The sequence below is a fragment of the Allobosea sp. GW821-FHT03A12 genome (genome assembly GCF_058986765.1).
The window spans coordinates 895,827-918,074 of the sequence record NZ_JBYSVZ010000004.1 but is presented as its reverse complement, the minus strand read 5'-3'; the positions used below and the strand labels follow the sequence as shown (position 1 = coordinate 918,074).

General features: G+C 67.7%; 20 protein-coding genes. 11 read left to right on the top strand and 9 right to left on the bottom strand.

The window, feature by feature from the left end; all coding sequences use genetic code 11:
• From AC3WLC_RS18605 to AC3WLC_RS18590, 4 genes are all read left to right on the top strand, one after another.
• Positions 1-1,296: ATP-binding protein (locus tag AC3WLC_RS18605; RefSeq protein ID WP_493685382.1), on the top strand; the 1,296-nt coding region annotated here is incomplete at its 5' end.
• A gap of 63 nt (positions 1,297-1,359) precedes the next feature.
• Positions 1,360-1,980 carry a glutathione S-transferase family protein gene (locus AC3WLC_RS18600; RefSeq protein ID WP_493685380.1) on the top strand — a complete coding sequence of 207 codons (621 nt, stop codon included), beginning with the start codon at positions 1,360-1,362 and terminating at the stop codon, positions 1,978-1,980.
• 51 nt (positions 1,981-2,031) lie between these two features.
• Entirely contained in the window at positions 2,032-2,547 is a 516-nt protein-coding gene (locus AC3WLC_RS18595; RefSeq protein ID WP_493685379.1) for a hypothetical protein, read from the top strand.
• A 256-nt stretch (positions 2,548-2,803) separates the two neighbouring features.
• On the top strand, positions 2,804-3,613 hold the full coding sequence (locus AC3WLC_RS18590) for a YdcF family protein (RefSeq protein ID WP_493685378.1): 810 nt from the start codon (positions 2,804-2,806) through the stop codon (positions 3,611-3,613).
• On the opposite strand, the gene AC3WLC_RS18585 is transcribed toward AC3WLC_RS18590, so the two are convergent.
• The 3 genes from AC3WLC_RS18585 to AC3WLC_RS18575 form a co-directional block, all read right to left on the bottom strand.
• Entirely contained in the window at positions 3,610-4,848 is a 1,239-nt protein-coding gene (locus tag AC3WLC_RS18585) for a glycosyltransferase (protein ID WP_493685377.1), read from the bottom strand. The genes AC3WLC_RS18590 and AC3WLC_RS18585 overlap by 4 nt on opposite strands.
• 281 nt (positions 4,849-5,129) lie before the next feature.
• The gene (locus tag AC3WLC_RS18580; protein WP_493685375.1) at positions 5,130-5,414 is read right to left on the bottom strand and encodes a DUF3253 domain-containing protein; all 285 of its coding nucleotides are present in this window, start codon (positions 5,412-5,414) and stop codon (positions 5,130-5,132) included.
• Between the two features lie 30 nt (positions 5,415-5,444).
• Positions 5,445-6,140 carry a DUF599 domain-containing protein gene (locus AC3WLC_RS18575; RefSeq protein ID WP_493685374.1) on the bottom strand — a complete coding sequence of 232 codons (696 nt, stop codon included), beginning with the start codon at positions 6,138-6,140 and terminating at the stop codon, positions 5,445-5,447.
• 111 nt (positions 6,141-6,251) lie between these two features.
• Here AC3WLC_RS18575 and AC3WLC_RS18570 point away from each other — a divergent pair, with 111 nt between their 5' ends.
• From AC3WLC_RS18570 to AC3WLC_RS18555, 4 genes are all read left to right on the top strand, one after another.
• The gene (locus tag AC3WLC_RS18570; protein WP_493685373.1) at positions 6,252-6,662 is read left to right on the top strand and encodes a rhodanese-like domain-containing protein; all 411 of its coding nucleotides are present in this window, start codon (positions 6,252-6,254) and stop codon (positions 6,660-6,662) included.
• Between the two features lie 9 nt (positions 6,663-6,671).
• A complete protein-coding gene (locus AC3WLC_RS18565) occupies positions 6,672-6,845 on the top strand; it encodes a hypothetical protein (protein WP_493685372.1) in 174 nt (57 codons plus the stop codon).
• Between the two features lie 337 nt (positions 6,846-7,182).
• Positions 7,183-8,979 (top strand): ABC transporter ATP-binding protein, encoded by a 1,797-nt coding sequence (locus AC3WLC_RS18560; protein WP_493685371.1) that lies wholly within the window; start codon positions 7,183-7,185, stop codon positions 8,977-8,979.
• A gap of 138 nt (positions 8,980-9,117) precedes the next feature.
• Entirely contained in the window at positions 9,118-10,047 is a 930-nt protein-coding gene (locus AC3WLC_RS18555; protein ID WP_493685370.1) for an alpha/beta hydrolase, read from the top strand.
• Between the two features lie 23 nt (positions 10,048-10,070).
• Here AC3WLC_RS18555 and AC3WLC_RS18550 read toward each other — a convergent pair whose 3' ends face one another.
• The 4 genes from AC3WLC_RS18550 to AC3WLC_RS18535 form a co-directional block, all read right to left on the bottom strand.
• Positions 10,071-10,445: a hypothetical protein gene (locus AC3WLC_RS18550; protein ID WP_493685369.1), complete on the bottom strand. Its 375-nt coding sequence runs from the start codon at positions 10,443-10,445 to the stop codon at positions 10,071-10,073.
• A 100-nt stretch (positions 10,446-10,545) separates the two neighbouring features.
• The gene (locus AC3WLC_RS18545; RefSeq protein WP_493685368.1) at positions 10,546-11,055 is read right to left on the bottom strand and encodes a hypothetical protein; all 510 of its coding nucleotides are present in this window, start codon (positions 11,053-11,055) and stop codon (positions 10,546-10,548) included.
• 146 nt (positions 11,056-11,201) lie between these two features.
• On the bottom strand, positions 11,202-11,750 hold the full coding sequence (locus AC3WLC_RS18540) for a gamma-glutamylcyclotransferase family protein (RefSeq protein ID WP_493685367.1): 549 nt from the start codon (positions 11,748-11,750) through the stop codon (positions 11,202-11,204).
• A gap of 137 nt (positions 11,751-11,887) precedes the next feature.
• A complete protein-coding gene (locus AC3WLC_RS18535) occupies positions 11,888-13,060 on the bottom strand; it encodes an isovaleryl-CoA dehydrogenase (RefSeq protein ID WP_493685366.1) in 1,173 nt (390 codons plus the stop codon).
• A 228-nt stretch (positions 13,061-13,288) separates the two neighbouring features.
• Between AC3WLC_RS18535 and AC3WLC_RS18530 the strand changes: the two genes are divergently transcribed.
• The 3 genes from AC3WLC_RS18530 to AC3WLC_RS18520 all read left to right on the top strand — a co-directional run bounded on the left by AC3WLC_RS18530 (position 13,289) and on the right by AC3WLC_RS18520 (position 20,059).
• Positions 13,289-18,637: an autotransporter domain-containing protein gene (locus AC3WLC_RS18530; protein WP_493685365.1), complete on the top strand. Its 5,349-nt coding sequence runs from the start codon at positions 13,289-13,291 to the stop codon at positions 18,635-18,637.
• 115 nt (positions 18,638-18,752) lie between these two features.
• On the top strand, positions 18,753-19,310 hold the full coding sequence (locus AC3WLC_RS18525; protein ID WP_493685364.1) for an ABZJ_00895 family protein: 558 nt from the start codon (positions 18,753-18,755) through the stop codon (positions 19,308-19,310).
• Positions 19,311-19,405: 95 nt separating this feature from the next.
• The gene (locus AC3WLC_RS18520; protein WP_493685363.1) at positions 19,406-20,059 is read left to right on the top strand and encodes an alpha/beta hydrolase; all 654 of its coding nucleotides are present in this window, start codon (positions 19,406-19,408) and stop codon (positions 20,057-20,059) included.
• Positions 20,060-20,072: 13 nt separating this feature from the next.
• Here the strand turns inward: AC3WLC_RS18520 and AC3WLC_RS18515 are convergent, their stop codons facing one another.
• Positions 20,073-21,068 carry a CorA family divalent cation transporter gene (locus tag AC3WLC_RS18515; protein ID WP_493685361.1) on the bottom strand — a complete coding sequence of 332 codons (996 nt, stop codon included), beginning with the start codon at positions 21,066-21,068 and terminating at the stop codon, positions 20,073-20,075.
• A gap of 138 nt (positions 21,069-21,206) precedes the next feature.
• Positions 21,207-22,217, bottom strand: a complete 1,011-nt coding sequence (locus AC3WLC_RS18510) for a CorA family divalent cation transporter (RefSeq protein WP_493685360.1) — start codon at positions 22,215-22,217, stop codon at positions 21,207-21,209.
• Positions 22,218-22,248 lie beyond the last annotated feature (31 nt).

The window sequence follows — 22,248 nt, the reverse complement described above, 5'->3', positions numbered from 1 at the left end:
CAGAAGGTGCTGGAGGAGGCGCCGTCGCCGCTGCTCGACGAGGCGACCCGCCGCAAGATGGGCGAGCAGGCGGTCGCGCTGGCCAAGGCGGTGAACTACGACTCGGCCGGCACGGTCGAGTTCGTCGCCGGCCAGGACAAGTCCTTCTACTTCCTCGAGATGAACACCCGCCTGCAGGTCGAGCATCCCGTCACCGAGATGATCACCGGCATCGACCTGGTCGAGCAGATGATCCGCGTCGCCCATGGCGAGACGCTCGCGATCTTGCAGGCGGATGTGAAGCTGAACGGCTGGGCGGTCGAATCCAGAGTCTATGCCGAGGACCCGACCCGCAACTTCCTGCCCTCGACCGGCCGGCTCGTGACCTATCGCCCGCCGAGCGAGGGCCCGGATGGCGAGGCCACCGTGCGCAACGACACCGGCGTGTTCGAGGGCGGCGAGATCTCGATCTACTACGATCCGATGATCGCCAAGCTGGTGACGCATGCGCCGACCCGCGAGGCGGCGATCAAGGCGCAGGCGCGGGCGCTCGATGCCTTCGCCATCGACGGCATCCGCCACAACATCCCCTTCGTTGCGGCGGTGATGCAGCATCCGCGCTGGATCTCGGGCAATCTCTCGACCGGCTTCATCGCCGAGGAGTTCCCGGAGGGCTTCTCGCTGCCGCAGCCGGAAGGCGAGATCGCCTTGCGCATGGCGGCGATCGCGATCGCCTGCGACCATCGCCTGAACAGCCGCAAGCGCCATGTCTCGGCGCAGATGGAGGGCTGGCGCAAGGTCGAGTTCGAGCGCACCCGCATCGTCTCGCTCGGCGGAGAACGCTTCGAGGGCGAGGTCTCGGAGCAGGGTGGGGGGGTGACGATCGCCTTCCCCGAGCGCAGCCTGACGGTCGCCAGCGACTGGCGGCCGGGCGAGCCGGTCTGGCGCGGCACGCTCGATGGCGTTGTCATCGCGGCGCAGGTCCGGCCGATCCTCAACGGCGTTTCGCTCGGCCATGCCGGCGCCTATGCCAACGCCCATGTCTACACGCCGCGCGAGGCCGAGCTGGCGGCGCTGATGCCGGAGAAGGCGGCGGCCGACACCGGAAAAGTGCTGCTCTGCCCGATGCCGGGCCTGGTCAAGGCGCTGCTCGTCAGCGTCGGCCAGGAGGTCAAGGCCGGCGAGCCGCTCGCCATGGTCGAGGCGATGAAGATGGAGAACGTGCTGCGCGCCGAGAAGGACGTCACCATCGCCAAGATCCTGGCCAAGGAAGGCGACTCCCTCGCCGTCGACGCCGTCATCATGGAATTCGCCTGAGGCGCTTGTCTTCGCCCGCCCGCCGGACGATTGTCGCCGCCCTATCATGCGAAGGTGGCGACCATGCTGACGATCTGGGGGCGGATCAGCTCCATCAATGTGCAGAAGGCGGTCTGGACGGCCGGTGAGGTCGGCCAGCCCTTCGAGCGCATCGATGTCGGCGGCAAGTTCGGCGGCAATCGCGAACCGGCCTATCTCGCCAAGAACCCGAACGGGCAGATTCCGACGCTGGAGGATGGCGAGGTCGTCATCTGGGAGTCGAACAGTATCGTGCGCTATCTCGCCGCGCGCTACGGCGCCGGCTGGATCTGGGAGGAGGACCCGGCGCGGCGGGCCGAGGCCGATCGCTGGATGGACTGGATGCTCTCCGAATTGCAGCCGTCGATGACCCCTGCCTTCTGGGGGCTGGTCCGCAAGACGCCGGGCTATACCGACGAGGCGGTGATCGCCGCCTCGGTCGCAAAGGCGCAAGCCAAGCTCGATATCCTGGAGGCGCACCTGGCGGGACGAGCCTTTGTCGCCAATGAGCGCTTCGGCATGGGCGACATCGCGGTGGCGCTCGGGGCGCATCGCTGGCTGCACATGCCGGTGCAGCAGAAGGACTGGCCCAATATCCGCCGCTGGTATGCGCAGGTTTCGGCGCGGCCGGCGGCCGCTCCGGCCATGCCGTTGCCGATCACGTGAGGACGGCAGCCTGCGCTTGACCCGGCCGATTTGGCGGTCATGATCGCCGCCATGCGCGGTTTCCTCGTCATTCCCGTCCTGATGGCGCAGTTTTCCTGCACGGCAGCGCTCGCGCAGGTGCCGACCAATCCGGTGCAGTCGGCCGATCGTCTGCAGGTCGCGAACTGCGTTCGGCAGGGCCTTGCCGCGAGCCCGGCCTGCATCGGCCTCGTCGCGGTGCCTTGTGTCAGCGCCGCCTCGGCGAATGATCGCGCCCAGGCCGAAATCTCCTGCGCGAGGCGCGAGGAGGCGGTCTGGCGCGAGCGCCTGACGCTGGCGGGAGCGGCGCTGGAGCGGACCCTCGAAGCGGGCGCGCGCAGCCAGTTCGCGGCGCTGCAGCTCGCCTGGCAGAGCTATGCCGTGCAGAAATGCGCCTTCTATGGCGCCTCGCAGCCACCGGCGCGCTCGGCCGGGCTGCAGGCGGGCTGCGAACTGCGCGAGGTGGCCGGGCGGGCGCTGGAGGTCGAGCGCCTGGCCGCACGGCAGACCCGCCGCCCGTCAGCGCAGCCGCCGCAGATCATACGGTAGGATCGGGGCTCGTCATGCTCGGGCTTGACCCGAGCATCTCTGGCAGGGGAGCGCCGGTCGGCGCCTTCTCGTCCTGAGATTCTCGGGTCTGCGCTTCGCTTCGCCCGAGAATGACGGCTTGGGATGACGGCGCTCGCCGCCGGCACTCACCGCAACGTGAACGCAAACCCGCACCGAACTCCCGCCGCGCTCGGCGGTTTCCTAACGGCCTGTCAGCTTTCTGTGGGTAAGGGAGGCGGGTCTGTTCAAGAAAATCATGTTCTTCGTCCTTTCCAAGATCCTCTGGTTCCTGGCCTCGCCGGTGAACCTCGCCATTGGCGGGCTGGTGCTGGCGAGCCTGCTCGCCTTCACGCGCTTTTCCGGGCCGGGGCGCTGGCTCGGGCTGATCTGCGTCGCCGTGCTCGGCCTGCTCGCCTTCAGTCCGCTGCCGCGGATCATCGTTCGGCCCTTGGAGGATCGCTTCCCGCAGCAGGCGGTGAACTCCGGCAAGGTCGACGGCATCATCGTACTCGGCGGCGCGATCGGCGTGGCGCGCGAGGACATCGTGCTCAACAACGCCGCGGCGCGAATGACCAAGGCAGTCGAGCTCGCCCGCGCCCATCCCGAGGCGAAGCTGGTCTTCACCGGCGGCGGCGGCAATCTGCTCTCGCCGCTGGTGCGGACCGAGGCCGACGGGGCGCGGCTGCTGTTCCTCGGGCTCGGCCTGCCGGAGAACCGGCTCGTCCTGGAGGACAAGTCGCGCAACACGGTCGAGAACGCAGTATTCACCCGCCGGCTGGTCGATCCCAAGCCCGGCGAGCGATGGCTCTTGGTGACCTCGGCCTGGCACATGCCGCGCGCCATGGGCGTGTTCCGCAAGGCGGGTTTCCAGGTCGAGGCCTTTCCGGTCGACTTCCTCTCGGCCGGCGCGCCGGCCGACTATCTCCGGCCCTATCGCAAGGCGGCGCGTGGGCTCGACATCGCCGACGACGCCTTCAAGGAATGGGCCGGACTGCTGGCCTATTACTTCGCGGGGTATACGGACGCGCTGTTCCCCGGGCCGGCGCAGGCCAAGACGAGCCGCTAGGCCGGCTGCTTCTCGCGGCTGATGGCGTCGAGCAAGAGCCTGGCGGCGATGCTCGCTCCATCCGAGCGGATCATCCGGCCCGTCTGAGCGGCACGTATCCTGATCTCGGACGACAGCGCGGTGACGAGTGCCGCCGACATCGACCCGGCTGTCGGGACAGCGCCGTCATGCGCTGCGCCGATGCCCAGCTCCGCTACCCGGCCGGCCCAATAGGGCTGGTCGACGATCTGCGGCACGACCACTTGCGGTACGCCAGCCATGGTCGCGGCCGTCGTCGTGCCGGCGCCGCCATGGTGCACGATCGCGGCCATCAGCGGGAACAGCGCCTGCTGGTTGATGTCGCCGGTGATGAAGCAGTCGCTTTCGTCGCCGCCCAGCGCGATGTCGGCCCAGCCGCGCAGCACGACCGTGCGATGGCCCTGTGCGCGGATCGTTTCGAGCGCAAGATGGGCGGCGTCCCGCGCTGATTGGACGAACATGCTGCCGAAGCCGACATAGATCGGCGGTTCGCCTGCCTCCAGGAATGCGATCAGCTCCGCTGGGAGCGGGCGGGTATCACGCAGGATCCACGCCCCCGTCTGCACGGCATCGCAGAGATCCGTCTGCCGCCACGGCCACAGGATCGAGTCTGAGGCCAGGAACGGCCGGTCCGTGAAGACGTGGTCGCGGGCATTGGCGACGGGCGGCAGGCCGACCGCGGCGCGATGTGTCGCCAGCGCCTCGCCGAACAGCGCATTCATGGTCCGCGCGTTGAAGTCCCACAGTTCGCGATTTTCGGTCACCTCCGCCGGCAGGGGATGGCCCGGATAGGGGAAGGGCCGGTGATGCTGCGACGGCAGGAAGAGCGGGCAGAAGGTGACGTGGCGATAAGAGAGGCCGCGCAGTTCAGCGACCGAGCGTGCGGCGCTCGCCGATGGAAACAGGCCGGTCGCGATGATCGCGTCGCAGCCCTTGGCCGCTGCGGAGATCGCGCCGAATTGCCCGGCCATCATGTCGGAGGCGAGCTTGTGGAAGTCGGCTGTCGATGCCGGCTTCGCCCGTTCGCTGACCCATTGGCGGATCGGCATGAAAGCCGGGGCCAGTGGCACCCCGGCTCGTTCGAGCAGCTCGACGAACTCCTGATCCGCCGGAGCGGAGACGATGGCCTCGACGCCGAGCGCCTGCAATTGCACGGCAAGCGCCGCCATGGGCTCGACATCGCCGCGCGAGCCGTAAGTCGATAACAAGACACGCATTTTGCTACTCCCTTTGGCCTGAGGTTCAGGCCGAGGGCAGCGTTGCTAGGACATGGAGGGGGGCTTGCCGCAAGCCCCGGGGCGCGTTAGACGATGATAGTGGCAAGAGGCGGAGGCGTTCCCCGCCTCTTTTTTATTGCAGCTGAAGCTGCGTCCTGCGAGCTGGCAGCACAGCCACCGACAACCTCGTCGACCATTCCAGACAGCATGAAACGGGCGCGGCCATCGCCGTCCGCAAATCGTTGTCGCGACACGAAGCAAGCTGATCGCCGTGAGACGGCCTAGTCTTCGCCGGCCGCATCGTCGCCCGGCAGGCGCAGGCGATAGACGCCGCGGAAATCGTCGGGATCGACCGGACGCCCTTTTCGTGTGATCACCAGCTTGCCGTCCTTCATCAGCTGCACGGCGACGCGGCGGATCGGCTGCATCAGCGGGCCCCAGCCATCGGGGTGGTCGCCGCCGAGGGCGCGGGCGACGTCCATCGGACCGAGCGTGCGCTCGCCGCCGCGCTCAGCCGCAAGGCGCAGGATGGTGTCGGCGAGTTCGTCGTCGGTCGGTCTGGTCATGGCGCTTGCTGAGCCGCGGAACGGGCTTCGTCAAGCCGCCTTGCGTCCCGCGCCCACTGCGGCTGCCGAATCCGAGGCGAATTGCCGGCGCCACATCACGGTCAGCACGGCTGCCGTCGCGATCAGGAAGAGCCAGGGCGAGATGAACCAGCCGAGATAGGCGAGCGCGAAGAAGAAGGCGCGCTGACCGCGGTTGAAATGCAGGCCGGCGACGATGTTCATTCTCACCGCCTCGCGCGCTGCGGCGATCGTCTCCGGCCTGTCGGCTTCCGTATGCGGCGGGATCGCGCCGATCAGGATGGCGCAGTAGTTGAACAATCGATAGGCCCAGCCGAACTTGAAGAAGGCATAGGCGAAGATCACCGCGAGGCCGATCACCTTGATCTCCCAGGCGGTGCGCGTCGTCTGCGTGGCGAAGGGCAGGTCGGCGAAGATCTGGACGACGCGGTCGGCCGATAGCAGCAGCGTCAGCGAGCCGCCGATCGCGATCAGCGAGGTCGAGGCGAAGAAGGCGGTGCCGTTCTGCAGCCCGTTCATCACCTGCGTGTCGATGATCCGGTTCTCGCGCTTGACCGATTCCATGATCCAGCGCTCGCGGCGCTCGTTCATCAGCGTGTTCAGGCTGCGCCGCGAATGCGGGCCGACCTCGACGGCCAAAAGATAGCCGATCCAGGCGGCAGCGAAGAAGGCGATCGCGATCAGGTCGAGCAGTCCGAATCCGGCCATGAGCCCCTCCGGCCGGCAGATTGGCGAGGCTGGCGCGCGCCCGCAAGCCTATCGATTGACGCCGGCCGCCGCAGCCGCCACTTTGCCGGCCTCTTAAGGGGAAGGCCGGCCATGCCGCAGACGATCACCAAGGGCTACAAGGCGCTGCTGGCCGAGGCGGAAGCGGCGGTGAAGACGCTCTCGGTCGAGGAGGCGAAGGGTCTGGTCGGGCGTGACGACACCGTCTTCGTCGACCTGCGCGATCCCCGCGAGCTCGAGCGGGAAGGGCGCATGCCCGGTGCCTTCCATTGCCCGCGCGGCATGCTGGAGTTCTGGATCGACCCGGAAAGCCCCTATGCCAAGCCGGTCTTCCAGGAAGACAAGCAGTTCGTCTTCTTCTGCGCCGGCGGCTGGCGCTCGGCGCTCGCGGCCAAGACGGCGCAGGACATGGGCCTGAAGCCGGTGGCGCATGTCGCCGGTGGCTTCGGCGCCTGGAAGAAGGCCGGCGCCCCGTTCGACGCGCCCGAGCCCAAGCAAGGCTGAGCCCGGCGCTTGTCCCATTACGTCGTCGTTTTCCTGGTCATCTGCTTCGTCTTCCGCAAGCCGCTCGGCCGCCTGCTGGCGAAGCGCTTCCCCGACCGGGCGAAGCGCCAGCGCGTGCTCGGCACGATCATCGCGGCATTCCTGCTGGTGATCGGGGTGAGGTTGCTGGCGCTGTTCTGGTGACGCGCGCGCCGCCCGCGCGTCATTCAACATCGTGACCGCAATGCGAAGCCCGATCGGTTTCCATTGCAACTACCCCATGCATTGGGCGCGGCTTGCACAATAAGCGGGCATCAGGCATCTTGCCGGCCTTGGCTCCAACTCAGGAAAGGGAGGGCTGAATGAATTTTATCTTCATCACCGCTCCCGCTGTGCGGGCACTCCACCACTAGGTTGGATCCGCACGAGGCCCGCCTGCCAGGCGGCCCGAGCCATCATTTCCAAGCGTCTTTTCTGAAGCCGCGGCTTTCGCTGCGCTTCGCCTGAATTTGGAGCCGGTCTCTCGGGACCGGATGCTTTCATGTCTCTTTCTCCCAAGACGGAGCGGCAGGAGCCGTTCCGGGCCGTTCTCGGCTTCACATTTTCGCATTGGGGCCGCCAGCGCTGGCGCGTCGCCGCCGTGGTCTTCACGGTAATGGCGGCGACTGCCGCCGACCTGTTCATGCCGCTCTATGCCGGGCGACTGGTCGATGCGGTCGCCGGCGACAAGGCGAGCGGGCTTGATGCCGCGCTCGCGGCGCTCGCCATGATGATCGCGCTCGGCGCCGGCACGGTGTTCTTCCGGCACCTGTCCTTCATCGGCATCACGCAGATGACCTTGCGCACCATGGGCGACGTGGCACGCGAAGCCTTCGCACGCCTGCAGCGCTTCTCGACCGACTGGCACGCCAATAACTTTGCCGGCTCGACAGTGCGCAAGATCACGCGCGGCATGTGGGCGCTCGACCTGCTCACCGACACGATCGTGATCGCGCTCTTGCCGTCATTGATCGTGCTGCTCGGCACGACGGTGCTGCTGGCCTGGCATTGGCCGGCGATGGGCGCGGTCGTCTTTGCCGGCGCGGTGATCTACTGCGCCGTGACGATGGCACTGTCGCTGCGCTTCGTCGCGCCGGCGGCGACGCTCGCCAATAGCTGGGACACGAGGCTCGGCGGCGCGCTTGCCGACTCGATCTCGTGCAACCCGGTGGTCAAGGCCTTCGGCGCCGAGAGCCGCGAGGACAGCCGCCTGACCGGCGTGCTGGCCAAGTGGGCCGGGCGGACGCGGCGGACCTGGGTGCGCGGAACCTGGTCGGGGACCGCGCAGCAGGTTGTCCTGCTCGGCTTGCGCGCCGCGGTCATCGGCCTGGTGATCTGGCTCTGGGCCAATGGTCAGGCCTCGCCCGGCGACGTCGCCTTCGTGCTGACCAGCTATGCCGTCGTGCATGGCTATCTGCGCGATGTCGGCCAGCACGTGCACAACCTCCAGCGTTCGGTGAACGACATGGAGGAGCTGGTCGCGATGCATTCGCTGCCCTTCGGCGTGCCGGATCGTCCGGGATCGACGGCGATGGACGTGACCGCCGGCGAGATCGCCTTCGAGCGGGTGACCTTCCACTATGGCGGTCACATCGAGCCGCTCTATCGCGACTTCTCGCTGACGATCAAAGCGGGCGAGAAGGTTGGCCTGGTCGGACGCTCCGGCTCCGGCAAGACCACCTTCGTCAAGCTGGTGCAGCGTCTCTACGACGTCACCGGCGGGCGCATCGCGATCGACGGGCGCGACATCGCCTCGGCGACACAGGCCTCGCTGCGCGCGCAGATCGCGATCGTGCAGCAGGAGCCGGTGCTGTTCCACCGCTCGCTGGCGGAGAACATCGCCTATGGCCGACCCGGCGCCAGCATGGCGCAGATCGAGCAGGCGGCGAAGCTCGCCAATGCGCATGAGTTCATCATGCGCCTGCCCAAAGGCTACGGCACGCTCGTCGGCGAGCGCGGCGTCAAGCTCTCGGGCGGCGAGCGGCAGAGGGTGGCGCTGGCACGCGCCTTCCTGGCCGACGCGCCGATCCTGATTCTGGACGAGGCGACCTCGAGCCTCGACTCGGAATCGGAGGCGCTGATCCAGGAGGCGATGGAGCGGCTGATGGAAGGCCGCACCACCATCGTCATCGCCCACCGGCTCTCGACGGTGCGCGCCATGGACCGCATCCTGGTCTTCGACCGCGGCAAGGTCGTGGAAGAGGGCCGGCATGAGACGCTGCTGACCCATGACGGCGGCATCTATCGGGCGCTGTTCGAGAAGCAGGTCAGCGAGCTGGCCAAGGGGCTCGTCGCCTGAACCACCAAAGCCCTGCCGCCCCTCAACGGGGCGGCAGGGCGGACCTTACCCTTGCTTTTGCTTATGGATTTATTGCGAAATCCGCATTCCACCGTCGGGAGCGAGCTCCTAGCATCGCGGCCGACAGGTGGGGGATTCATGGATCGTCGTCATTTCAGTATCGCGTTGGCTGCTGCGATGGCGGCGCCGCTGGCAGCGCGGGCGCAATCGGCCGTCTTCCTCGACTACACGCAGGATGCGCTCGACAGGGCCTATGACCAGCGCGTCTGGGCGCCGAACGCGCAGGAGGTGATCGCCCGATACGCCAGCGACAGTGCGGCGGTCCGGCAAAAATATCCGCCGAAGACGGAGCGCTACGGCGAGAGCGAGGCCGAGACGCTCGACATCTTCGCGCCGGCCGGCGCCAAGGGCCTGCCGGTGATGGTCTTCATCCATGGCGGCGCCTGGCGGGCGCTGGGGCGGGAGGACGCCTCGGCGCCAGCCACGACCTTCGTCGAGAACGGCTGCCTCTATGTGGCGCTGAACTTTGCCAATATCCCGGCGGTGCGCCTGCCCGAGATGGCGGCGCAGTGCCGGCGGGCACTCCTTTGGATTCACAGGAACATTGCGCGCCTTGGCGGCGATCCGCAGCGCATCTTCGTCTCGGGCCACTCCTCCGGCGGGCACCTCTGCGGCGTGATGCTGACGAGCGATTGGTCGGCGCTGGGCGGTCCGAAGGACCTGATCAAGGGCGGCGTCGCGATGAGCGGCATGTACGAGCTCTATCCGGTGATGCTCTCGGCCCGCAGCTCCTATGTCGATATCTCGAAGGACGAGCTCGCGGCGCTCAGCGCGATGCGCCATCTCGACCGGATCGCCTGCAATGTCATCGTTGCCTTTGGCGACAAGGAGAGCCCGGAATTCCAGCGGCAGTCCAACGAGTTCGCGACGGCGCTTGCCGGGATGGGGCGCCTGACGCGGCGGATCGTTCTGCCCGGGGCCAATCACTTCGTGGTGCCTGAGGCGCTCAACGATGCGAAGACCGAACTTTCTCAAGCCGTGCTGACGATGATGAAGGTAACCAGCTGAGGCAGCAGGCAACCGGACCAGGGTCAGCCGGGCTGGCAACAGCCGGACAGCAGGCTGTCCCTGTACCAGAGCGAGATCGTCATCGGCTTGTCCTCGTCGCTGTTGGTCGCCGAGCAAGCCTCATGGCCGATGACGGCGCGGATCTCGGATCTTGATCCGAAGGTCACGCCGGCGATCAGCGTCGTGTTGCGGCTCTGCTGCAGGGTGAAAGGGGAGGTGGAGGCCTCGCCGTTCCCATCCGAGAAGCGGGCCTTGCCGTCGGTCCCGAGCTTCAAGCTCCAATAGGGCTCGTCGCCGCCGCAGGTCAGCGGCGGGGCCGGGGTTTCCTGCGAGCGGGCGAATGCCATCGTGGGCATGGCAAGGAACAGCAGGATAGCGGCAGCACTGACGAGTTTCATCGATCTCGCTCCAGGAAAGACGCAATCCGGCTGCTACGAAACAGCGCCTTGCGCCACCATCCTCGCAGGATAGCGGCGCAAGAGCTGGTGGACGGTCGGCTCAGGCGGCCTGCGGCTCGTCCTCCTGGCGACGGCGGCCGAGCAGGAAGAACAGCGCCGAGCCGACGATGCCGATCGTGCCGGCTCCGGCGCCGACATAGATCATCTCGCTGTCCTGATCCGCCTGTTTGGCCGCATCGTCGGCGATGATCACCGCGTCCTTGCCCGGCTCGTCCGGCAGATACTTGATCTTCAGCGAGTCGACCGTGAGTTTGTCGTTGCGGATGATGCGATTGGCGAATTCGTTCGAGACCGAGATCTTCTCGGCGGTGCGGTCCTTGCCGGTGGCATCCTTCCAGGCGAGGTCGACGGAATAGCTGGTGCCGCCGCGGCGGCGCTTGGTCCGGGTCGCGCCCTCGACCGAGGCCTGCGCCTCGATGCCCTTCGCCGCGATCGTCCTGACGCGCTCGCCATCCTGCCAGCTGAAGAAGGCGAGGACCGGCCCTCCGATCGCTGCGATCAGCAGCAGCCATTTGATCTTGCCGGTGATCCAGCCGACGATTCCGCTCATTGGGGCCTCCATCGAGACAGTTCGGGAAAGGAGCCCGGAGCTTGCGTCTGGACGCCTCCCGCCTGTCCCGGCCAGCGCGATTTTCGCAAGTTGGATGGCCTCGCGCATGGCGCGCATGCGCCCGCGTCAATCTTTCGAAACTCGAACTATTCGGACGCTTTGCCGGCGCGGATCGCCGAGCTCGGCGCGGCGGCGCGTGGCCTGACACCGGCGACCGGACCGGCCGGCAGTTGCTCGTTCTGATCTTGATTCAACGGCTTGCCATCCTGAATCGGCTTGCTCAGAAAGCGATTCATCGAGGTAAGGTAAGTCTCTGGCAAGGCCCAGTTTCTGGCGCTGGCGATGACGCTTTCCAGATAGCCGGGACGGGGCTTTCCGATTTGCGCGCTACGCCCGACATAGATCAGCGCGCGCTTGGCGCCGCCTTCGACCACGACCGGCTGGTTGATCTTGATGTAGAGCCCGCTCGCCAGTTCCTCGAACTTGTCGAGCGTGCGGATGTCGCCGAGCGCGCAATCCCAGAGCACGCCATGGACGTTCTCGCGCGGGTCGCGGATCACCGAGGCATAACCGTCCGTGGTGATGATGAAGCGGTGCCGCGGCAGGCGCGCGAGGCCGAGTGCCGTCGAGCGCGGGCAGCGCTCGCGCATCGCGGCGACGTCCATGTTGGCGCCATAGGCAAAATAGAGGGGCATGTCGGCACCACGTCATTCTCGGGCAGAGCGTAGCGCAGACCCGAGAATCTCAGGACGGGGCGGCACTTGTTCTCACGCAGGCTTCTCGCCCCGAGATGCTCGGGTCAAGCCCGAGCATGACGCGTTCTGCGAGCGCCTCACTTCGTCTTGTTGAACAGCTCCCGCCCGATCAGCATGCGCCGGATCTCGCTGGTTCCTGCGCCGATCTCGTAGAGTTTGGCGTCGCGCAGCAGGCGGCCGGTCGGGTAGTCGTTGATGTAGCCGTTGCCGCCGAGCAGCTGGATCGCGTCGAGGGCGAGCTGCGTCGCCTTCTCGGCCGCGATCAGGATGGCACCGGCGGCGTCCTCGCGGGTGGTCTCGGCCCGGTCGCAGGCCTTGGCGACGGCGTAGACATAGGCCTTGCACGAGTTCATCGCGACATACATGTCGGCGACCTTGCCCTGGACCAGCTGGAACTCGCCGATCGACTGGCCGAACTGCTTGCGCTCGTGGATATAGGGCAGGACGATGTCCATCGCCGCCTGCATGATGCCGAGCGGGCCGGCCGAGAGCACGACGCGCTCATAGTCGAGCCCGCTCATCAGCACGTTGACGCCGCGGCCGACCGAGCCGAGCACGTTCTCCTCGGGCACCTCGCACTCTTCGAAGACGAGCTCGCAGGTGTCGGAGCCGCGCATGCCGAGCTTGTCGAGCTTCTGATGGGTCGAGAAACCCTTCATGCCCTTCTCGATCAGGAAGGCGGTGATGCCCTTCGGGCCGGCCTCCGGATCGGTCTTGGCGTAGACCACGAGTGTCTCGGCGATCGGGCCGTTGGTGATCCACATCTTGTTGCCGGTCAGGACATAGCGGTCGCCCTTCCTGACCGCCTTCGTCTTCATCGAGACGACGTCCGACCCTGAGCCGGGCTCGGACATGGCGAGCGCGCCGACATGCTCGCCGGAGATCAGCTTGGGCAGGTACTTCCTCTTCTGCACGTCGTTGCCGTTGCGGGCGATCTGGTTGACGCAGAGATTGGAGTGGGCGCCGTAGCTGAGGCCGACCGAGGCCGAGGCGCGCGAGACCTCCTCGATCGCGACGCAATGCTCGAGATAGCCGAGGCCGGCGCCGCCATATTCCTCCGGAACCGTGATGCCGTGCAGGCCGAGCGCGCCCATTTCCGGCCAGAGATCGCGCGGGAACTGGTTGGTGCGGTCGATCTCCTCGGCGCGCGGGGCGATCTTCTCCTGCGCGAAGGCATGGACGGTGTCGCGGATCGCGTCGGCGGTCTCGCCGAGGTCGAAATTGAAGGGGCGGGGCGCGTTGGCGAGCATGATGTCCTCCCGGCTCGGATGAGGCCTTTGCCCGGTTATAGCGCGGTTGCCGCCTAAGTCAGCGGGTGCGAGCGGGCAAATGGCTCTGCGCCGATGCGCAGGCTTTCGAAGGTGGCACGCGGCAAATCCGCCACACCTCGTCGATTTGGCTGGATGTGAACGGCTGTTCATTGCCTTGTGCGCGAGGAGGCCTGAGCCCTTCCGCTACGGTTGGGGCTTGATTTTTCGATGCGGAACGACTTGAAGCTTGCGCGGACGCTGCCGGCGCGTGGCCGGCGGCCGGCGCAGCTATGTCAGTCCGTTTCGATGCTCGCACTCGGCCTTGCGCTGCTCGCCGCCGCGCCTGCCGCCAATGCCCAATCGGTGACCGGCACCGGCGAGCTGACACCCGCCATCCCGGCGCCGCCGCTCCCGAACTGGAATCTGGGAGGGGGCAATCTCACCATCGGCGACACCGGCGCCGGCGCCTTGACCATAGCCGGTGGCGGGACCGTTTCCGATGTCCGTTTCGGCTCTATCGGCGGCCGGGCGGGCAGCACCGGCGCGCTGACGGTGACCGGCGCCGGCTCGAGCTGGAGCAGCGATCCGGGCTATATCTATGTCGGCCTTGCCGGCACCGGCACGTTGACGGTCGAGGATGGCGGCGCCGTCTCGACCGGCTACCTTCATATCGGCTATGCCGCCGCCGGCAACGGCACGGTGACCGTGACCGGCGCCGGCTCCAATCTGACCGCATCGACTTTTATCTCCGTTGGCTTCCACGGCGCCGGCTCATTGACCGTCGCGGATGGCGCCACGGTCTCCGGTGGCGGGGGCAGCGCCGACGGCAGCACTGTCGGCGCCTCCGCCAGCAGCAATGGCACGGTGACGGTGACCGGCGCGGGCTCGCGCTGGATTGATGCCGGCACCCTCACGGTCGGCCTCTTCGGCACCGGCACGCTGAGGGTCGAGAATGGTGGTGTCGTCGAGAGCCGCGACGGCCGGCTCGGCGCTGGCGCCGGTGGCACTGGCACGGTGACGGTGACCGGCACGGGCTCGACCTGGAGCAATAGCGGCCAGCTGATCGTCGGCAATTCAGGCACCGGCACGCTGACGATCGAGAATGGCGGCCAGGTTTCGAACACCAATGGCACGATCGGCAGCAACGCCGGCTCAACCGGCACGGTGACGGTGACCGGCCCCGGCTCGACCTGGACCAATAGCGGCTCTCTCTATGTCGGCGATTCCGGCACTGGCACGCTGACCATCGAGAATGGTGGCACGGTCTCGAGCACCTACGGCAATGTCGCCAGAAACTCCGGCAGCGTCGGCGCGGTGACGGTGAGCGGTTCCGGCTCGCGCTGGAGCAACAGCGGCGCGCTCCTTGTCGGCAACGCCGGTACCGGCACGCTGACCGTCGCGGCCGGCGGGGCGGTCTCGAGCACCACGGGCTATGTCGGCTTCAACCCCGGCGGCATTGGCACGGTGGCGGTGACGGGCGCCGGTTCGAGCTGGAGCAACAGCGGCGAGCTCACTGTCGGCCACCTCGGCACCGGCACGCTGACCGTCGCGAATGGTGGGACGGTCTCGAACACCACGGGCTATGTCGGCAGAGACTCCGGCAGTGCCGGCGCAGTGACGGTGAGCGGTTCCGGATCGAGCTGGAGCAACGGCGGCGACCTCTATATCGGCCACTCCGGCACCGGCACGCTGACGATCGAGAATGGCGGCAGCGTCAGCAACACGCTCTTTGGCTATGTCGGTACTTCGAGCGGCGGCATTGGCACGGTGACGGTGAGGGGCGCCGGTTCGAGCTGGACCAATGGCGGCGAGCTCTATGTCGGCTATTCAGGCTCGGGCACGCTGACGATCGAGAATGGCGGGACGGTTTCAAACACCCGTGGCTATGTCGGCTATGCGTCCGGCAACACCGGCACGGTGAAGGTGACCGGTGCCGGCTCGACCTGGACCAATAGCGGCGTGCTCCGAGTCGGCTATGAGGGCACCGGCACGCTGACGATCGAGGCTGGCGGCAAGGTCTCCAATACATTTGGTCTTGTCGGCGCCAGTTCTGGTAGCGGCACGGTGACGGTGACCGGCGCCGGCTCGACCTGGACCAACAGCGCCGAACTCTATGTCGGCGTTTCCGGCACCGGCACGCTGACGGTCGAGAATGGCGGCAATGTCACCAACACCACCGGTGGGATCGGCTCCAACGCCGGCAGCATCGGCACGGTGACGGTGACCGGCGCGGGCTCGACCTGGACCAACAGCGCCGAGTTCCATGTCGGCGCTTCCGGCACCGGCACGCTGACGATCGCGGATGGCGGCACGGTCACGGGCACCACTGGCTATGTCGGCACAAACACCGTTGGCATCGGCATGGTGACGGTGACTGGCGTCGGCTCGACCTGGGCCAATTCCGGCCCGCTCAATGTCGGCTACAGCGGCACCGGCACGCTGACCATCAAGAACGGCGGCAAGGTCAGCGCGCTGACGACGACGCTGGCAACCATCTCGGGCTCCAGCGGCACGCTGAACCTGCTCGGCGACGCTGTGAACGGCCGCGGCGTGCTCGAGACCGGCCAGGTGATCAAGGGCGCCGGCACGGCGACGCTCAACCTCGACGGCGGCATCCTACGCGCGACGCGCAACGAGGCCGACTACCTGTCCTACCAGTCCGGCTTCATCCGGCTGACCCTCGGCGCCAACGGCGTCGTTTTCGACAGCAACGGTTACGATATCGCCATCTCGACCATTCTCGAGGGTACAGGCGGCTTGACCAAGACCGGAGTTGGCACGCTGGAGCTGGGGGTCACGAATGCCTACACCGGCGGGACGACGATCCTGGGTGGCAAGCTGGCGATCTGGTCGGACGCCAATCTCGGCGCGGCCGCGGGCGGGCTGACGCTCAATGGCGGCACGCTGCTGGCGAACGACAGCTTCTCATCCTGGCGTACGGTGACGCTGGGTAGCGCCAGCGGCGGAATCGAGGTCGTGGCCGGTGAAACCTTGGTGCTGAATGGTTCGATCTCAGGCTCAGGCGGGCTGACCAAAAGTGGGACCGGCAGGCTGACGCTGGCGGGCTCCAACACCTATTCGGGCGCGACCCTCGTGCAGGAGGGCGGGCTCGTCATCCACGGTCCACAGGCCATGTCGGCGGCATCCGACTACAGCTTCGCCGCCGGGACGAGGCTCGACATCGCAGGCTCTCTCGGGACAGTGACGGCCGGCTCGATCGCCGGGGCGGGCCGGATCGAGATCGATGGCTCCACGACGCTGGAGACCGGCGCGACCAATGCCTCGACCACCTTCACCGGGCGGATCCTCTCCTCCGGCAGCCTGCGCAAGGTCGGCAACGGTACGCTGACGCTGACCGAGGAGAACAGTTATTCCGGCGGCACAGTGATCGCCGGCGGCGCGATCAGCATCGCCAAGGAGAGCAATCTCGGTAGCACCTCAGGGTCGCTGACGCTGGATGGCGGCGTGCTGCAGGTGACCGACACGCTGCTGCACGAGCTGACCCGCAATATCGTCTTCGGCGCGAATGGCGGCGGCTTCGACATCGTCGACGCCGGCAACAGCTTCTCGGTCGCGCAGTCCTTCTCCGGCACGGGGGCGCTGTCGAAAGCCGGCGCCGGCACGCTGGTGCTCAAGGGCACGCACAGCTATTCGGGCGCGACGACCGTGTCCGGCGGCACCTTGCGGGCGGGTCAGTCCGGCGCATTCTCTCAGAACTCGGCCTTCACGGTGGCATCAGGCGCGACGCTCGATCTCGCCGGCTTCAGCCAGACGATCGGCTCGCTCGCCGGCGCCGGCACGGTCGCGCTGGGCAGCGGCAACCTGACGACGGGCTCGAACAACGCCTCGACCACCTTCTCCGGCTCGATCACCGGCACGGGCGGTGTCACCAAGACCGGCACCGGCACGCTGACGCTCACGGGCACGAACAGCTATTCCGGCGCGACCAAGGTCACTGCCGGCAAGCTGGTGGTAAACGGCTCGATCACCAGCACGGTAGCGCTCGACGGCGGCACATTGGGTGGCTCGGGCACGATCGGCGGAGTCACTGCGCAGTCAGGCGCGACGGTGGCGCCCGGCAACTCGATCGGCACGCTGACGGTGGCGGGCAACGTCTCGTTCGCTGCGGGATCGACCTATCAGGTCGAGGTCAATGCGGCCGGGCAGAGCGACAGGATTGTCGCTTCCGGCTCGGCGACGATCTCGGGTGGGACGGTCCAGGTGCTCGCCGAGAACGGCAACTACGCCGCGAGCACGAGCTACACGATTCTGACCGCTACGGGCGGGGTCAGCGGCAGCTTCAGCAACGTCACGTCGAACCTCGCCTTCCTGACGCCCTCGCTGGTCTATGACAGCAACAACGTCACGCTGACGATGATGCGCAACGACGCCAGCTTTGGTCCTGATGGCGGTGGTGCGCAGCGGCCTTCCATCGCGCAGACCCGCAACCAGGGCTTCATCGCGATCGCGGCCGAGCGGCTGGGCGTCGGCAATCCGATCTATGACACGCTGATCTCAGCGACGGCGGCCGAGGCGCGGGCCGGCTTCGACCTGCTCTCGGGCGAGGCGCATGCGCAGGCGGTCTCGGTGATGATCGATGAGAGCCGGCTGGTGCGCGACACCATCCTTGGCCATCTGCGCGGGCCGCTGCTGACGCAGGCTCCGGGGCAGGTCGCGGGCGCCTTCACTGCCGATCTCCCCGGCCGCAAGGGGGCGATCGTCATGCCCGCGCCGCTGCCGCAGCCGCGCTATGCCTTCTGGGGCACGGCCTTCGGCAGCACCGGCAACACCGATGCCGACGGTAACGCCGCCTCGCTCAACCGCCGCAGCGGCGGCGCCCTGCTTGGCGCCGATGTCATGCTCTACGAGGCGCCGGGCTCCTCGCTGAAGGTCGGCGTCGCCGGCGGCTACAGCCAGTCGCGCTTCGATCTCGATGCCCGCCTGTCGAGCGGCAGGCTCGAAAGCGGCCATGCCGCGCTCTATGCCGGGGCGCGCTTCGGCAGCCTGCGTTTCGATGCCGGCGCGGCCTATAGCTGGTCCGAGAGCGACATCCGCCGCCAGGTCGCGATCCGTGGCTTCGGCGACCTCTTGCGCCTGCAGCGTCCCGGCTCGGTGACGCAGGGCTTCGCCGAACTCGGCTATGGCTTCGCCTTCAGCGGCTTTGCGCTTGAGCCCTTCGCCCAACTCGCTTTGATCCGCGTCAGCACCGATGCCGGCACCGAGCGCGGCGGGGCTGCGGCCTTGCGCGTGCTCTCTTCCGACCAGACGCTCGGCTTCACCACGCTCGGCCTGCGGGCCGAGGCGCGGCTCGGAGCGATGCCCTTGTTCGCCCGGGCCATGCTCGGCTGGCGACACGGTTTTGGCGAGCTGACGCCGCAGGCCCGCACCGCCTTTGTCGCCGGCACCACCCCGGCGCGCGTCTTTGCCGCCCCGATCGACCGCGAGGCCCTCGTCGCCGAGGCTGGGCTCGACTGGCGCATCTCCTCCGCAACCGCGCTCGGCCTGACCTACTCCGCGGCAATCGGCGAGCGCTCGCGCGACCACGCCCTCAAGGGCAGGGTCGAGATGCGGTTCTGAAAGAGGGATCCGCGGGGCGCACGACCGACCGCTCACCCCACAGGGCTTCAGCGAAACGCTGGGAGCAGGAGAGACGTTTTCGCGTGGTCCGGCCCGCTTTTCGAGCCGGCCCTGCATGTGGCTGCGGTTCTTTACCGGTGCCTGCGACTACCGTAGCCGGCGAGCTGACTACCGCCGGAGATTTGCCATGCCTCAGTCGTCGACCGTTTCACCGATTTCCACGGGCGCCCTCGTCCTGCGCTACACCGGGTTCCTTGTCATCGGCGTGGTCCTGCTGAACGTCGTCGTCCTGGCGCTCGAATCCTATTTCAAGTTCAGCCCCGGCAATATGGGCGCGATGGGGATATTCCTGATCTGGGGCGCAGGCACATGGGTCGGCCAGCTCTGGTTCCTGCGCGAGCAGGCGCGGCCGGCATCCGGCCGGGCCTGGACCGTCGCAGCCCTGTGCGCGCTCGTGACCTATGCGGTGCAGGCGGCCTTCGTGCTGTTGGCGGCGGGCGCTGCGCTGAGTGAATTCGGAACCCTGGGCCTGCGCCGGAGCAGCGACCAGATGATCATCTTCGGCGTGTTCGCGGGCGCCGCCGTGCTGGAACTGCTCGTCATCCGCCTGGCCATCGGCATCGGCGCGAAAGGGGCGGAGAAGCGGGCGCAGCGTCAGGCCGCCAAGGCCTGAGCCTGAGTTGACGCCATCAACCTGACGCGCTCAACCGGCATCGTTGGCGAAAAGACGCCGACGTTCTGCGGGTGTCGAAATCAGGAGCGACTGTGATGGCTACATTCATCCTGATTGCCGGAGGCTGGCAGGGCGGCTGGGTCTACGAGACGGTGGCCGACCTGCTCGCTGCGCGCGGGCACAAGGCCCTGCCGATCACGCTGTCCGGCCTTGGTGACAAGCCTGCCCCGGCGGCCAATCTCGATACCCACATAGAAGAACTCGTCGATGTGGTGAGGGCGCAGCGCGACGAGGTCGTCCTCGTTGGGCAGTCCTATGGCGGCATGGTCGTGAGCGGCGCGGCCGACGCCGTGCCGTCGCAGATCCGGGCGCTGGTCTATGTCGACGCCTATGTGCCTGATGACGGCGACTCTCTCTGGTCGCTGACAACGCCTCGTTTTCGGGAGGTCTTCATCGAGGGGGCGAAGGCCGACGGGCTGACCTGTGCGCCGCCGGCCCATCTCGACCCGCGCTGCCGGCCGCATCCGATCGGGACCTTCCTGCAGGCGATCAAGCTCAGCGGGCGCTGGCGCGAGGCGCCGCGCAAGACCTTCATCGGCGCGTTCGGATGGGAGGGGAGCCCGTTCCGCGACCTCCACGAACGCCTGAGCGGCGATCCGGAGTGGGTGACCTATGCCTTCGATTGCGGACACAACGTCGCGCGGCTCAATCCGGAAGCCCTGGTCGAGGTCCTGCTGGCGCAGGTTTGACGGCCTGTGCCCGCTACTGCCGGCCGATCACGCCGCGCCGGCGCAGCAGGAACAGCGTCAGCATCGAAGCGGCGAGGCAGGCGACCGTGACCATCTCGGCGCCGAGATCCGACTCCACCCAGGGCAGGCCCTTCACATTGATGCCGAACAGGCCGGTGATGAAGGTCGCCGGCAGGAAGAGCGCGGTCAGGATCGAGAGCGTGTAGAGCTGCCGGTTGGTCTGGTTGGCCGAGCGCACGGCGATCTCGTCCTGGAGCAGGCGGGCGCGATCCTGCACCGACTGGATGTCCTGGCGCAGCGTGTCGACCCGCAGCAGCAGGCGCAGCGCGCTGGCCCGCACCGCTTCCGGCGCCGAGCGCCCCGAAGGCGTCTCGGCGAAGCGCCGGAACAAGAGGTGCAGGCCGGCGAGCTGGCGATGCAACTGCACGGCGGAGCGGCGGACGGCGCCGACGCGTTGCGGCCCGTCCTCCAGCTTGTCGAGCAGGATCTGGTCCTCGACGCTGTCGGTCTCGTCGGAGAGCCGCACCACCGCGTCGGTGACGTCGTCGATCAGGTATTCGATGATGTGCTCGAAGAGCTCGGCCGGTGAGGCGATCTGCTCGCCGGCATTGAGCGCCTCGACCGCCTTGCGGACCGATTGCAGCGCCTCGCGCCGCCCGGTCAGCAGGAATCGCTCACCCACGGCCCAGGCGAGCGTGCCGACATTGTCGGTGCGGTCGACGATGTCGCGCGTGAGGTCATGGGCGATGCCCCAGACCAGGCTGCCGGTGTGGTCGAGCCGCTGATGTGTTTCGCGCGAGAGCAGGAGCTCGCGCGCCGCCGGCGGCAGCTCCCTGCGCTCGTCGATCCAGGCCTGCGCCCTGGTGTGGACGAGGTCGAGATGCAGCCAGACGAAGCCCTGTTCCGGCGCCAGCGTCGGCACTTCGTCGCGTGGCATCAGCGTGGGCGTGCCGTCGGCGGCGAAGCGATAGGCCCAGACGATGCCGGTCTGCGAATGGAGATCAGGCATCCGGGATGGGCGTCCGTCCATGCGCAACCTCGTGCCGGTAACCCTGCCGCCGCTCAGCCGGGCGGGGGCTTGCCCGGCCGATTATCGCCTTGGGCAGCTTTTCGCAATCGCACAAGATCGGGTGTGGGGCAGGGCGGCTCACGTGAGGATGCCGCGGCGCCTGAGGACGAACAGCGTCAGCAGCGAGCAGGCCAGGCACACCAGGAGGACATAGCCGAAGCCATTGGTGGTGTCGTCCCAGGGCACGCCCTTGGCGTTGACGCCGAACATGCCGGTGATGAAGGTCGCCGGCAGGAACAGGGCGGTCAGGATCGAGAGGAAGTGGAGCTGGCGGCCGGATTCCGTCGCAGTCGCCGCCGCGGCCTCTTCCTGCAGCAGGCGGGTGCGCTCGTGCAGGGCGTGGACGTCGTGGCGCAAGGTGTCGATGCGTTGCAGCAGCCGCATCGCCGCGCTCTTGACCGCGGCGGGGGCGGCCGGGCCGATCTCGGCCTCGCTGAAGCGGCGGAACAGCAGATGCAGCCCGCTGGCATGGCGTTGCAGCCGCACGATGGCGCGGCGCAAGGCGCCGATGCGCTTGGGCGTGTCGCTCAGCCGGTTGGCCAGCAGCTGATCCTCGAGCGCGTCGATTTCGTCGGTCGCCTGCAGGACAGCGGCGGCGATATCCTGGATGATGAAGGCGATGATGCGCTCGAACAGCGCCGCGGGCGTGCCGGAGCGCTCGCCCTTGCGCAGGCTGTCGGCGGTCAGGCTGATCGCCTGCAGCGGCTCGCGCCGGCCGGTGACGAGATAGCTCCGGCCGATCACCCAGTGCAACGGGCTGACATGGTGGGATTTGCCGACGGCGTCGCGGCCGACATCATGCACCACGCCCCAGACCTGATCGGCGGAATGGTCGAGGCATTGATGCTGCTCGTGGCCGATCAGGAGATCGCCGGCCGGCGCGGGAATGGCGGGCTCGGCTGCGATCCATTTGCGCGCACGCTCGTCGACCAGGTCGAGATGCACCCAGGCGAAGCCCTGCTCATCGCCGAGGTCGGGCATGGCGCCGCGATCCAGCAGGGCGGCGGGGCCGTCCGGATCGAACCGGAAGACCCAGAGGACGCCGTGCCGGGACTGGATGTCGGTCGGTGCCAGATGCGCGACTTGCATGAGCTGGACTTGATCCGCGCGAATGTGGGCA